This is a genomic window from Paenibacillus sp. FSL R7-0313 (assembly GCF_037969885.1).
GTDB lineage: Bacteria > Bacillota > Bacilli > Paenibacillales > Paenibacillaceae > Paenibacillus.
Window position 1 is genome coordinate 4,760,606 of sequence record NZ_CP150219.1, and the last position, 14,164, is coordinate 4,774,769.

General features: G+C 43.8%; 12 protein-coding genes. 6 read left to right on the plus strand and 6 right to left on the minus strand.

What is annotated here, in order from left to right:
• The first annotated feature begins 91 nt into the window (after positions 1-91).
• Positions 92-1,585 carry an alpha-N-arabinofuranosidase gene (locus NSQ38_RS20670; protein WP_339790623.1) on the plus strand — a complete coding sequence of 498 codons (1,494 nt, stop codon included), beginning with the start codon at positions 92-94 and terminating at the stop codon, positions 1,583-1,585.
• A 509-nt stretch (positions 1,586-2,094) separates the two neighbouring features.
• Here the strand turns inward: NSQ38_RS20670 and NSQ38_RS20675 are convergent.
• Positions 2,095-2,667, minus strand: a complete 573-nt coding sequence (locus tag NSQ38_RS20675) for a hypothetical protein (protein ID WP_339783872.1) — start codon at positions 2,665-2,667, stop codon at positions 2,095-2,097.
• 116 nt (positions 2,668-2,783) lie between these two features.
• On the minus strand, positions 2,784-3,698 hold the full coding sequence (locus NSQ38_RS20680; RefSeq protein ID WP_339783873.1) for a DsbA family protein: 915 nt from the start codon (positions 3,696-3,698) through the stop codon (positions 2,784-2,786).
• A 134-nt stretch (positions 3,699-3,832) separates the two neighbouring features.
• On the opposite strand from NSQ38_RS20680, the gene NSQ38_RS20685 reads away from it, so the two are divergent.
• Complete coding sequence (locus tag NSQ38_RS20685) at positions 3,833-4,180, plus strand: helix-turn-helix domain-containing protein (protein ID WP_091030382.1); 348 nt, start codon at positions 3,833-3,835, stop codon at positions 4,178-4,180.
• 171 nt (positions 4,181-4,351) lie between these two features.
• Here NSQ38_RS20685 and NSQ38_RS20690 read toward each other — a convergent pair whose 3' ends face one another.
• Both NSQ38_RS20690 and NSQ38_RS20695 read right to left on the minus strand, forming a co-directional pair.
• Positions 4,352-4,816 (minus strand): NUDIX domain-containing protein, encoded by a 465-nt coding sequence (locus tag NSQ38_RS20690; protein ID WP_165980276.1) that lies wholly within the window; start codon positions 4,814-4,816, stop codon positions 4,352-4,354.
• A gap of 111 nt (positions 4,817-4,927) precedes the next feature.
• The gene (locus NSQ38_RS20695) at positions 4,928-5,812 is read right to left on the minus strand and encodes a LysR family transcriptional regulator (protein ID WP_339783874.1); all 885 of its coding nucleotides are present in this window, start codon (positions 5,810-5,812) and stop codon (positions 4,928-4,930) included.
• A gap of 125 nt (positions 5,813-5,937) precedes the next feature.
• Here NSQ38_RS20695 and NSQ38_RS20700 point away from each other — a divergent pair, with 125 nt between their 5' ends.
• From NSQ38_RS20700 to NSQ38_RS20715, 4 genes are all read left to right on the plus strand, one after another.
• The gene (locus NSQ38_RS20700; RefSeq protein WP_339783875.1) at positions 5,938-6,948 is read left to right on the plus strand and encodes an alpha/beta fold hydrolase; all 1,011 of its coding nucleotides are present in this window, start codon (positions 5,938-5,940) and stop codon (positions 6,946-6,948) included.
• Between the two features lie 186 nt (positions 6,949-7,134).
• Entirely contained in the window at positions 7,135-8,739 is a 1,605-nt protein-coding gene (locus NSQ38_RS20705) for a hypothetical protein (RefSeq protein ID WP_339783876.1), read from the plus strand.
• 89 nt (positions 8,740-8,828) lie between these two features.
• Positions 8,829-9,719: an ABC transporter permease subunit gene (locus NSQ38_RS20710; protein WP_036615758.1), complete on the plus strand. Its 891-nt coding sequence runs from the start codon at positions 8,829-8,831 to the stop codon at positions 9,717-9,719.
• Between the two features lie 18 nt (positions 9,720-9,737).
• Positions 9,738-10,628 carry a carbohydrate ABC transporter permease gene (locus tag NSQ38_RS20715; protein WP_036615762.1) on the plus strand — a complete coding sequence of 297 codons (891 nt, stop codon included), beginning with the start codon at positions 9,738-9,740 and terminating at the stop codon, positions 10,626-10,628.
• Positions 10,629-10,733: 105 nt separating this feature from the next.
• Here NSQ38_RS20715 and NSQ38_RS20720 read toward each other — a convergent pair whose 3' ends face one another.
• A complete protein-coding gene (locus tag NSQ38_RS20720) occupies positions 10,734-12,479 on the minus strand; it encodes a sensor histidine kinase (protein ID WP_339783877.1) in 1,746 nt (581 codons plus the stop codon).
• A 28-nt stretch (positions 12,480-12,507) separates the two neighbouring features.
• Complete coding sequence (locus NSQ38_RS20725; RefSeq protein ID WP_339783878.1) at positions 12,508-14,124, minus strand: helix-turn-helix domain-containing protein; 1,617 nt, start codon at positions 14,122-14,124, stop codon at positions 12,508-12,510.
• Between the last annotated feature and the right edge of the window lie 40 nt (positions 14,125-14,164).

The following is a 14,164-nucleotide window of genomic DNA, read 5'->3' on the forward strand; positions in this document are numbered from 1 at the left end:
ATTTTGCTTTTATGCGAACTCAGCGTGAAATAAATTTTCTTACACACCTAAAATTAATTCTATGGAGGTTTTCTCATTGCTTACATCCAAAATGCTTATTGATAAAGATTTTCAGATTGCTGAAGTTGATCCACGTGTCTATGGTTCATTTATAGAACATCTTGGACGCGCAGTATATGGCGGTATTTATGATCCAGGTCATCCCACGGCGGATGCTCAAGGTTTCCGTCAGGACGCCATTGAAGCGATCAAGGCTTTGAACGTGCCCATCGTTCGTTATCCGGGCGGTAATTTCGTATCCGGTTACAATTGGGAGGACGGCGTTGGTCCGGTAGCGGAGCGTAAACGCAGACTTGAACTGGCATGGTGGACGATTGAAACGAATGCGGTAGGAACAAATGAATTTGCAGATTGGGCCAAACTGGTTGGAACCGAAGTGATGATGGCTGTAAATCTGGGTACTCGCGGCATTGATGCGGCCAGAAACCTGGTCGAATACTGCAACCACCCATCTGGCACATACTGGAGTGATCTGCGTATCTCTCATGGTTACAAGGACCCGCATAAATTCAAAACGTGGTGTCTTGGTAACGAAATGGACGGACCATGGCAGATTGGTGCGATGACCGCACATGAGTATGGACGTATTGCTAATGAGACCGCTAAAGCGATGAAATGGGTAGACCCTGAGATCGAGCTTGTGGCCTGCGGCAGTTCCAGCCGTGACATGAGTACATTTGCAGATTGGGAAGCAACCGTACTGGATCTCACCTATGAAAATGTGGATTACTTGTCCCTGCATCAGTATTACAACAATAACAAAGACAACACGTATGACTTCCTGGCGACATCGCTGGATCTGGATCAATTTATTGATAGTGTGGCTTCGATCTGTGATTTTGTACAAGCCAAAAAACGCAGCAAGAAAAAATTGATGCTGTCTCTGGATGAATGGAATGTCTGGAAATCCATTGGCACAAGCCGTATGGAAGAACGGTGGCAGATTGCGCCTCCAGAGTTTGAAGATGTGTATACACATGAAGATGCTCTAGCTGTGGGCTGTTACCTGATTACCATACTCAAGCATGCCGACCGTGTAAAAATGGCTTGCCTTGCTCAGTTGATTAACACCATTGCACCAATCATGACGGAAAATAACGGAGCAATCTGGTTCCAGACGACGTATTTCCCATTCATGCACGCATCCAACTTCGGACGTGGTAAGGTGTTGCGATCCATCACAACTTCACCTAAATATGATTCCAAAGACTTTACAGATGTGCCTTATCTCGAAGCAATCAGTGTGCATGATGAAGAGAACGGCACAATCACAATCTTTGCGGTGAATAGACATCTGGATGAGCAAATGGAACTGAATGTGGACCTGCGTTCCTTCGGAGAAACGACATTCGTGGAGCATATCGTACTGGAGAACAACGACTTGAAAGCCACTAATACCAAAGAAAACCCACGTAACGTTGTTCCTCACAACGGCGGATATACAACGGTTGACCAGGGTAAAGTGCAAGCAGTCTTGAACAAAGCATCATGGAACGTGATTCGCCTCAAAACCAAACAGGCATAAAGGCTTAATAACAGCGGAATAGAATCGGTTTCCACTCTGCAATACAGCAAAAAGCACCGCGTACAGCTCCCAGCGCGCGGTGCTTTTTGCTGTATGACAGTGGTCGGCCGAACTACATGGTTGCAAAGTTAGACGTTTGGCGCGTATTGGAAACCTCAGTTTTTATTCCTCGCACTTACACTTTGCAGCAAATAGGGTTTGTCATGTTCGTTAGAATTTTAATGGCTTGATATTGACCCGAATAAGGTTTCTGAGGTTCGTTAGCACTGAGCAAGCATGCTAAATCGAGCTGGTTCGAACCACATATACAGCATAAGCAAATAAGCCACCCTCCGTTTGGCGTACGGAGAGCAGCTTGCAGTGAAGCATCTAGCGAAGAAGCTGAAATAGAACAGAGAAGAAGATAAGGAACAGATCAGAAAAAGATCAAATCACCCAACATACTAGCAATGCTTCCTTCCCAAATGCAACGAAGGTTGTGTTCTATTTCACGATTTTCATTTCAAGTATTATCCTTGTTGTGCTTCCTCTTCCCCTTCGGTTTCAGCCTGAGCTGCTTGGCTTGCTGGAGTCATCAGCCCTTGAACTGCCCCCATAAATGGCTGAATCTGCTTAATCATGCCATACCCCATTTTGACCACAGGAGTAAACCGCTGGATCATGCCAAACAACCGCATACCACCGCCTAACATACCTCCAATCGAGCCTGCACCGCCAAAGCCACCTAACAATGAGCCTAGCATAGGCATGAAAGATGATACCTGGGCTTGCCTAGACGTTGAGCGAGACATCGACCGGGATCGTACTTGCGACTTACGTGTGCTGTTCACCCGTTTACGGTTTCGAGCGGATGCTGTTTTTCTCGTAGCCCCTGCTTTCGGTTTGGTTTTGCGAGCACTGCCTTCAGATGAGGGTGCTGTGATTGCGGCCTGAGTAAGCTTTCCGCCCCCGGTAAGCACTACGCCTTCGCTGTTAACGCCAGAGATGTACCCGACGTACGTCTCGCCATTATGAAGAGTCACGCAGACTGGGCGATCCTTGAGCCGTTTCACCCGGACGTGTATTTCATTGGTTTTAGCCATGGAATTCACCTCACTTGACTTGATCTACTTCAGTCTACGCAATGGGTGGACGACTTGCCTGTGCGAATAACACATCCGTGTGCCGAAAGCAGGAAGATTCTTACACGGCTCCTGTCTCAGATATGCTCGATATACATCTCATTCAAGATATGACCCACACGATATGTGTGCTCTGCCAATTCAGATTTCACATATGATTCAATATCAGTCTTTTCGATATTGTACAAGACCTCCATTTCTTTAGAAAAAAGAAGGTGTCCCTCATTGATTTTCTGCTCCAACGAGGTTATCTGTTTGGGTTTCAGATCACCACCGAGCACCTGCTGAAGTGCTTGCACATATGTTTCAAGAGAACGGGCTCCGACAATTTTTATACCCTGGTTCTCTTCATTCACAATGATAATTGATGGGAAACCTCTAACTCCCAAACTAGCGACACTCTCAAAGTCTTCCTCTAATAACTCTTGTGCAGATTGCTCTGCAGCCGCCTCAACCACTTCTTTTCCATTCAAACCCAGTTGATTGACGATATCCGTCAGCACATCATCTTCTCCAATATTTCGATTAAATACAAACACGGCTTCACGCGCACGTCTTAAGAAGTCCTGCTCTTTCCCAGGATGTGTACTCTGAATGACCTTAAATACGCGAGATGGCGGATAGGAAGAAAGTATTGGATTATCGTGCCATAAGGAACCGTTGATGGGCATGCGTGAATGTTCACCCACTTCCTTCCAATGCTCTGCAACATCTGAAGGTTTCTGAATCCCGTTAGCGCCATCCGAGAAACCATTCCAGTTAGCCAGTAGCCCACCCATTTTAATTTGCAGCGTAAAATAATGACCGTATTCCTCAATAAACCGATGAAGCACAGGCTCAAGCGCCCAGCAGTGAGAGCAGATCGGATCTGTTGCGTAATAAAGAGTTATCCTTTTCTCAACGTGATTCAGATTGATTTCTTGCATCGCCTCTTCTTCGCTCACACCACACACGCCTGTTTCCAGATCACACATCATTGATTCGTTACTCACGTGTATCCCGCCTTTATATTGTCTTATGAATTGATTTTCTTGTGTTAGTTTGATTATAATGTCTACAATCTTCTGAACAAGTACGATTCTTTTTCTGACTTAGTATCAAAAAGTATACTATTGGAGGGTATCAAGTGAAATACGAGTTTAATTTCGATCAGTTATGTCCAGCGACTTATGCATTTCAGGTCATTGGAGGCAAGTGGAATCTTCCGATCCTGGCAATCCTCAGTGAAAATGACTGTATACGTTACAATGAATTAAAAAGAAGACTGCCTGGCATTACCGGAACGATGTTAACGAACTGTTTGAAGGATTTGATTCATTACGGCATCGTGCATCGGGAGCAATATAACGAGGTGCCACCGAGAGTGGAGTATTCGCTCACAGAATCAGGCAAGGAATTGGTTCCTTTAATTGAATCCATGGTAATATGGGGTCAGAAAAATATGACAGCAGGTGTGAAGCAACAAGAAATATAACTCCTGGCCTAATGTAACCCCTTAGCATAGATGCTCATTTTGAATCGCTCTCTACACTTTGTTCAACGACAAAAAGGCTATTTCACTGGACCATCATGTCCTTTGAAATAGCCTTTTCTTTATAAATACAAGACGGCCGCTTGTTGACGAATAACACATCCGTGTACACATCTAACTATTCAGGTCGTCATCTTCCTCATTTCCTAAATACATAACCGTTTTTTCTCCCTCAACCAATCTAATGATCTGCTTTCGTAATTTTGAAGGAAATAAAGGTAGTTCGTTTATATTTTTAATTTCGAGCCATTCATATTCCACTTGGTTTTCGTCACTTGGCAGAATAGAACTATCTTGGTCCATCAAACCTATGTACTCGCATAAAAAAACAAAATCTACACGATGAAGAGCTTCACCGTATACCCCTTCAATGACAAATTCCAGTGATAATGGTTCTACATCTATTCCGATTTCTTCCGCAACTTCACGCTTCACAGCATCCGTCAGCGTTTCGCCTGCATTCTGGCTCCCACCAGGCAGGATGTAGATGACTTCATCATTATCATCCTGCTTCATTGCAAGCATTCTCCCGTCTTTAATGATCAATGCTTTTGCAGAATTTCTAATCTTTCTCTCCATTGCTAATCCCCCATATATATCTGTATCATGTTGTTGAAGGTTGATTCCATTTAACCTCACGATCTCCATGAAGAATATTTTAACACATACATCTAAACAAATTCTGAACAATCAAATCAACTCACTCTTGGCGACCTCCATGAAAGCAGCCATAGACGGAGAGATCCATTTTTCCCGATGCCAGAGCATTTGCGCAGAAAAGGATACATCTGATAAATCCCACGGCAGAGCAACCACTTCCCCATCGCTCAACTCTTTCTTCAAAGCCATTTCAGGTAATAAAGCGATCCCTAGACCAGCCGCAACACATTGTTTAATGGCTTCTACACTATGAAACTCCAGCTCTGTCAGAGCATCTGCACCTTTCTTTGTTATGGATTGGTCAAAATAAGTGCGATACGAACAGTTCTTTTCGGTCAGCAAAAAATGCTGTTTGTGGAAGTCATCGATAACTAACGCGGAACGCGATGCTAACATATGATCGGGAGAAACGACCATTTGAAAGGTCTCCTCCTTTAAAAACTCTGAATGAAGGTCTTTGGAATTTATAGGCTCATCCAATACAAAAACGACATCGGCATGTCCTTCTCTCAGACTTGATTTAAGCTCTTGCCCAGACAAGGGGCGGAACAATAACCGCACACCAGGATAGTCCGCTCGGAAGCGTTTGAACAAGGCTGGAAGAAGATATGCACACAGCACTTCATCTGCTCCGATCACCACCGTTCCCGCCAATTCTCCGTGCTGAGTGGATATGCACTTTGCTTCCTCTACATCGTTTAAAATCTTAGTGGCGTACGGCAGAAACTGTTGGCCAGCATCCGTTAACACAACCTTTTTGCCTAATCGATCCAGCAATTTCACCCCAAGCTCTTCTTCCAGCGATTTGATTTGCATGGTTATGGTAGACGGTACATAGCTCAATAATTCAGCAGTTTGACTAAAGCTGCAGGTCGATGCAAGTGTCCAAAAGGTTTTTAGCTGGCGTATTTCCATGAGTCAGGCACCCCCCTAAGTTCAAAATAAATGAATGATATGTTCGATAACGTTTCGTTGAATTGATAATAGACGTATTGTAGAGTGAAATCAAGTTATTACTATTTTATAAGGAGAATCAATCTATGAACGATTATGAAACATATAACCTAGGAGATACATTACTTCAATCGGGACAACGGCTCCCTCTAGCCTTTATCGCTTACAAGACCTATGGAAACTTAAATGCGGCAAAGGACAATGTTATTGTTGTCCCAACATGGTTTGCTGGAATTCACACAGATAATGAATGGTTAATTGGAACAGACAAGGCACTGGACCCCAGTCGTTATTTTATCGTTGTGCCCAATATGTTGGGTAACGGGTTATCGTCTTCTCCAAGTAATACCCCTGCCCCATATGATAAGAATAACTTCCCTATGATCTCCATGTATGACAATGTGCATGCCCAACATCAACTCATCACTCAAAAATTCGGTATCTCCAAAATCAAACTTGTTGTGGGCTGGTCGCTGGGAGCCATGCAGGTTTATCAATGGGGAACCAGTTATCCTGAGATGGTCGAACGTATTGCCCCCTTTGGCGGAACGGCAAAGAGCAGACCCCATACACAGTTGGTATTCGAAGCAATGATCGCGGCATTACAGGCAGATTCGAATTATAAAAATGGTAGATATGAACGCCCACCGGTTGCCGGTCTCGCAGCGATGGGAAGAGCTTATGCTCCATGGGGGTTCTCGCAGGCGTACTATTTGGAGAAATTGTATCAATCTGAGGGTTTCGACACCTTGAAATCTTATGTAGAAGATTACTGGGATCAGGTATTTCTTCCCTTTGATGCTAACGACTTGATTACCATGTTGCGTACAGGAATATATGGAGACATTAGCGATAATCCCGTAGATGACGGCAACTTCGAACAGGCATTAAGCAAGATCACTTCTCCTGCACTCGTTATGCCAGGATCAAGTGACTTGTTCTTCACGCCAGAAGATAGTGCGTATGATGCTCAGCATATGCCAAACGCGCTGTATCAACCTATAGAGTCCAAGTGGGGACACTGCTTTGGAATCGGAGCAAACGAAGAGGATTCAATCGTTATCGATCGTCATCTAAAGCAATTTTTGGAGTCATGAGTAAAAAAAGAAGGAGCTCAAAGTAAAAAAAGTGCACAAAGCTCATTATTCTTTTCTCCGCCACAACTCAAAAGTAAAAAAAGATACCGCTTCTCGTCAATAACCTTTATATCACGTTCCCCCTTTCTCGTTTAGAATATTTTCAAGTAAGCGTTATTGAAATATGACTGATAAGGGGGAAAAGAAATGAACAAGAAAACGAAAGCCTTAGTCTTGTCTGTGTGCATGTCAACCTTATTACTCGCAGCCTGTAGCAATGGAAGCGGTGCTGATAAAGGTTCAACAACGGACACGGATTCCAACGAGGCTGGAACGACAACCATTCACACCGTAACATCAGAATACACTTCAGCAAAATATCCAAAGGGCGACGATATCACCAACAATGTATGGATTAAGCGATACAAAGAGAAGTTTGATATCAACGTCAAAACAGACTGGGTTAGCGATGAGTACGATACAAAACTCAATTTGGCTATCGCATCGAACGATCTTCCTGACGTATTCAGAGTTAATCCATCACAACTGAGACAGTTAGTCGAAGCAGATATGGTCATGGACCTTTCCGAGGTCTTTGATCAATACGCTTCAGATCGTCTCAAAGGTTACATGGAAGCAGATGCAGACAGTTACGAATCTGGAAAGAAGGACGGTAAGCTGTACGGGATACCACAGATGCACTGGGGATTAATTGAACAACCAGACTTCATCTGGATTCGGAACGACTGGAAAGAAGAATTGGGACTCCAAGATCCGAAATCTGTGGAAGACATCAAAAATATCGCACTAAAATTCATGGAAAAGCACGGTGGTTATGGTATAGCGGTAGACCAATCGTTGGATTACCTCAACCTGCTCGCCATTGCATGGAATGCGCATCCGGATATGTGGATGGAGGATAGCAATGGAAAACTCGTGTACGGATCCGTGCAGCCTGAGATGAAAAATGCGCTGGCTGAGTGGTCAGAATGGTACAAGCGAGGCATCATTGATCCGGAATTTGCAATCAAAGACTTTAATGCGATGAACGCGGACATTGTAGCCGGCAAAGTGGGCATGCAGCCTTATTACCAGTGGTGGGGTTATAATCCGGGTGTCGACACAGTATCCAATCTGGGTAAGGACGCTATCTTCTACCCTTATATCATCCCTACCGTTGATGGAAAAGAAGCCAAACAATCCATTTTCTTCGCCAACAACAATTATATCGTTATGAAAAAGGGATTTAAAAGCCCTGAAGAAGTAATCAAAATTTTGAACGACTATGCTTATATTGTGGATGAAGGCAATGGCAAGGAATCCACAGAAACGTTATCCGCCTTGCTGGACAACGATATTGCCCATGTTGTTGGAGCGTTCCGTGTACTTAATCCGAATTCCGATTACGAGCAATTTGAGGCGGTCTCCGCTGCCCTTCAATCCAAGGATACCAGTGGGCTCACGACGTCGGGTATGTGGCAAAAATATAACAACAGTGTGGAATTCATGGAGAATGCAACCCCAGGAGCAGTTGGTGATTATTTGCAACAAGGGGCTCCAAAGAATGCGTATGGTCTTGCCAAGAAAGTACTGGACAGCGAGAACTATACAAAAACGGCCTTATGGGGTGTTACGCCAGAAATACTTTCAAGCTACGGCACAACCTTGGATGATATCCTGACCGAAGGTTTCACCAAGATCATTATGGGTAGCGAAAGTATCGATTATTTCGATGTTATTGTCCAGAATTGGCGCGCAGCCGGGGGCGATAATGCAACCCAGGCAGTTAATGAAGCCTACGGGAAGAAATAATCTCGTTTGTCACAAAGAGGGGATGAGGGGATCTCTCCCCTTTATTTGATAGCGATTACATTTGGCGTACGATGAACGGAGGAATATGAATGTTGAGAAAATGGAAGCAGCAGAGTCCTTACCATCTCATGTTGATTCCAAGCCTGGTCTTGGTCTTCATCTTTTGTTACATCCCTTTCTATGGACTTATTATTGCATTTCAGAAGTACAATCCGGGCCTCGGCTTTAACTCGCCATGGGTAGGATGGGATAATTTCACCCACATATTTAATCAGCCGAACTTCGTAAGAACGATCTGGAATACATTGTACATGTCTGTCTTTAAGATTATCGGTGGTATAATCGTGCCCGTAATTTTCGCATTACTGCTTAACGAGGTACTGCACAGTGGAATCAAACGTACATTTCAAACACTTGTCTACATTCCGAACTTCCTCTCTTGGGTCATTATGGCTGGCATCATGCTGGATATCCTTAGCTCCGACGGCATTATCAATACATTTCTAAGTGTATTTGGTATTGCACCGATCTCCTTTCTTGGCACACCTTCTATTTTTCCTTGGACGATGATTGTCAGTGACATATGGAAAGGTTTCGGGTTTGGCACGGTTGTTTATTTGGCAGCCTTGACCAGTATTGATCCGGGGCTTTACGAGGCCGCGGTGATCGACGGAGCCAAACGCTGGAAGCAGACCATCTACATTACGTTGCCTCTCCTCATGCCAACCATTGTTTTAATGACCGTACTTTCACTTGGAAACGTACTCAATGCTGGCTTTGACCAGATCTATAATCTCTACTCCCCTGTTGTCTATCAGACCGGTGATATTATTGATACCTATGTCTACCGTCTGGGAATTCAGCAGGCACAGTATTCAATTGGTACCGCTGTCGGGTTATTCAAATCGATCATTTCCAGTGTTCTGGTTGCCGTATCGTATATCTTGGCTTACAGAGTGGCTGGTTATCGTATCTTCTAAGAAGGAGGAACTCACATTATGATCTATGATAAAAGTATGAGCAGGCGTGTATTTCTTATCATAAACTACACCATATTGCTTCTAATCTCTCTCCTATGTATCCTGCCGTTTATCAACCTGCTGGCTGTTTCATTCAGCAGCAGCGCGGCTGTATCTGCGGGGAGTGTTACGTTCTGGCCTGTGGAATTTACGACAAAAGCCTATGAATTTGCATTAACTGGAGGATCATTTTTCTCCTCTCTCTGGGTAGCCATTCAACGAACCGTTATCGGAACGTTGGTGAATCTGGTTCTGATCGTACTCACAGCTTATCCCCTCTCCAAATCCAAACAAAAATTGATGGGGCGTAATATCTATATGGGATTTTTCATAATAACCATGTTATTCAGTGGAGGACTAATTCCAACCTATCTAGTGGTCGTGAAAATGGGACTAATCGATTCCATCTGGTCTCTGATCCTGCCTGGGGCCCTCCCCGTATTCAGTATGATTATCCTCATGAATTTCATTCGGGGGCTGCCCGAGGAGATTGAAGAATCAGCAATTATCGATGGTGCTGGGCCTGTACAGGTATTGCTTCGTATTCTACTACCACTTCTCAAGCCCGCTCTCGCTACGGTTGGTTTGTTCAGTATCGTTGCCCACTGGAATTCGTGGTTCGATGGCATTATCTATATGAACAATCCAGACAATTATCCATTGCAAAGCTACCTCCAGACCCTCCTGCAAAGTTTTGAGCAAATCATGCTGAAATCTGGGTCAGATTATACGCAGCTGTTGTCCATGATGAACGCCAGAACGGGGCGCGCCGCTCAGATGTTCTTGGGTGCCATTCCGATTTTACTCGTGTATCCGTTTTTACAAAAATATTTTACCAAAGGTTTGGTGCTAGGTAGCGTCAAAGGGTGAACAAAAGGGCTTGCAGTTCATACTGCGAGCCCTTTGTTTATATCTAAACTCATTTTTATGATCGCTGTACCGCATTATGAGATGTATAAATGAAAGCATGAATGACTATTTGGCTTCTATAATGGCAGGCAGCAGAATGGAGAAAATGGTGCCTTCACCCATTTTACTCTCCACCTGTATTCCATAGGGTTTACCGAAATGAAGTTGAATCCGCCGCTGTACATTATGCAATCCAATCCCATTCGTTCCCGTACTTGCACCCGACTTTTCTTCCAATAGATTCTGCATCGTATGATGATCCATACCGACGCCATTATCGCAGACTTGGATCACAACTTCATCCAGCTGTGATTGAATCCGAATGGTAATGATTCCGTCTTCTTCGAGTTCAGCGAGTCCATGAAATATCGCATTCTCCACAATGGGCTGCAGGATCATTTTGGGCATGCGATAATCTAGCAGTCTATCCTCAACCTCATATCGCATTTGAATACAATCATAGTACCTGACATTTTGAATCGTTACGTAATTCGTAATATTATCGAGTTCTTCACGAATGGTTACGAGCGTTCCATCGGATTTTGTTGCATAGCGAAGCATCGAGATTAGTGCATCGGTCATTTCCACGATTTTGTCAGCCTGCTGCATCGAGGCGATCCATTTCACTGACCCAAGGGTGTTATACAGAAAATGTGGCTTGATCTGGTCATGGAGCGCACGCATCTCGGCCTTGGCTTTCTCTATTTCTTCCTGCTGCATCCGTTCGACCAACCGCTTCAATTCATGCGACATTCTGTTAAATCGAATGGATAAATGGCCAATCTCGTCTTTTGAGCCAATAGGTTCAACTTGTTCAAACTGACCTTTCTCGACTAGAGCAATATTCCGTAGCAGCTTCTTAATGGGAGTTGTGATCACGTGAGATAAAAAGATGGATATTACGGCAGCAAAAAGAACAATGACGATGGCAAGCGTCACCAGATTACGGCCCAATATTTTGCCATCAGCAGTCAGCTCATCCAAAGGCATATATAAGTACGTTGTCCATTTTTGCTGACTAAGGGGACTGGTCACCACGACATTTAGTGCTTCAGGCGGACGAACGTTGTCCCGGAACAGTGTCCCAATTAATCGTTCATTCACGTTATATACGATCTTGTCATCCTCATCAACAATCATGAATCTGGAGCGCAGCCCTTCCTGCAAGTTTCGATTGACGATTTCGATGAATTTGATATCAATACTGACAACAATCACGCCAAGCAGTTTTCCACTAGTCACATCATGAATTTTGCGAGCGTGTGACACTGCCAGTATTTTATTCTCCAATTGCTCATCGATTCGTGTTGTGAGGGTAATGGTTCTATCACTATCATGCATAAACTTTTTAAACCACAATTCGTTTGCTACTTTGAAGTTTGGATCAATGGGTTGATGTGGACTTACAAAAAGGTCTTGCCCCCCGTTCATATTGTAGAGGTAAATGGAGAATACGCGATCTTTCATCATGATATAATTCATCAGAATATTGTATGCGGCAATCTCATGTTGTTCATCACCCTCTCGCAGGAAATCCTGGATCGGAAAACTCCCTTCATGAGTCGCAGACAGATTGTCACTAAGCCCATTGCTGGCTAGCAGCGAAATTTTCTCAATCTCCTTGAGGAACTCGTCAATGCGAATATTCGTCTGTTTGGCCAGATCGTTTAGCAACGTTGTATAGTTCTGTGCCAACAACCGCTCTGAGGAGTAATACGAATTGATTGTCATCACCAATACCGGAAGGATAATGACCGTCATACAGATCACCATAATTTTGTACTTGATTCGGAAGGGCCGAACATGCTTCATATGCTGCACCTCTATTCACCGATTACATTCATCCCTGCTGTAATTCTCGATATTCCTCCGGAGTGACCCCTACCGATTTTTTGAAAATCTTACTGAAGTACGTGTAATTATGGTAGCCCACCTTTTCTGCGATTTCATACACTCTCATTCCTCTGCTCAATAGATACGCCTTGGCATGTTCAATTCGAACTCGGGTCAAGTACGTGATAAAGTTCTCTCCTCGTTCCTGTTTGAACACACGGCTGAGATACGATGGATTCACACTGATTTGGCTAGCGATACTTTGCAGTGAGATATCTTCCGCATAATACTTGTCGATCAATTCAGTGGCGAGATCGGTGTAAGTGCTCTCCTGTTTGATTTGGGAATCGGTTTGGAAGTAATACGCAATATGAGCAAGCATATCTTGGTGGATATCCTCCCAATACTCCCCCTTTAGAACGATTTCATATGGGGATTTCTCTGTTAAAGAAGGTGCACCTCTTTCCGTGGCTCGGGATAGATGGGAATGTATCGTTTCCATTACCATGATATATTGCTTGCGAATGCTATTCTCATCTGCTCGTAGCTGTTCCAGATTGGATCGGATTCCTTCAAGGAACTCTTCCGCCTTTTGGTTGTCTTTGCTTACCCACAACTTCAACAAATCTCGTTCTTGTTGCGGACTCAAAGCCCCCTTAACTTCATGTCGATCTGGGGATTGAACCATATCATCGTAATACAACACCTGGTTGCTTCCTGTGAAGAAACCCTGTTCTAGAGCCGTTTCTGCCTCTTGGCAGGCCTTCCTGATGTGAAGGAAACCGGAAGTCATTCTACTTACCCCAGCCGTGAGCGATAGATTCATAAAATCCTTGATCGAAGACAGCAATTTATTACATAGTTTATTCAAGTCGGCGTGTACAGATTGGCTCTCAGGAAGTACATTAACGATCACCCAATATTCTGAGGAACTTTCAACAAAAATCTCTTTCTCCCACTTCGATGGAATGATCTCTTCCATAATATTAAGAATCGAAAATCGGAGCAGCTTTTCTCCCTTCTCTACGTATTTCCGCTTTGCATCCTCGTAATAATTCACGATGAACTTCATGACAACCAACTGGTCCGAACGTATACGAAAATGCAGTTCTTCCGCTTTGGTGACGATATCCTCCTCACTAATGAATCCGCTTACAACATCTTGGAAGAAACTATCCTTTAGATATCTTAGGCTCTTGAAATAGTCCTGTGTTATAGAGGGTGTGTTGGTTGGGTGAACATGTTCACTTTGCAGTTTCTGTCCAACAGTGCTCAGGAGATCAATAAGGGAGGATTCGGTGATTTCACTTTTAATCAAGTAATCTGAAGCGCCAAGTTTTAGCGCCTCTTTCACATAATGAAATTCGTCAAAATTACTCAGGATGACATACTTACAGGTTTTCAGTACGCAGGAGGCCTCTTGTATAAGCTGTAGCCCATCCATAATCGGCATTTTGATATCTGTAATAATTAGATCAGGCATCACTTCAAGTGCAAGGCTTAATGCCTCTTTTCCATTTCCCGCCTCACCAACAACATAGAAATTGTACTCTTCCCAATTCAGCATGGAACGAATTCCAACCCGCATGAGCAATTCATCATCTACGATCATCAGTTTATACATGCGTATCCCCCAACATGAACCATTTTTAGATATTTTACCA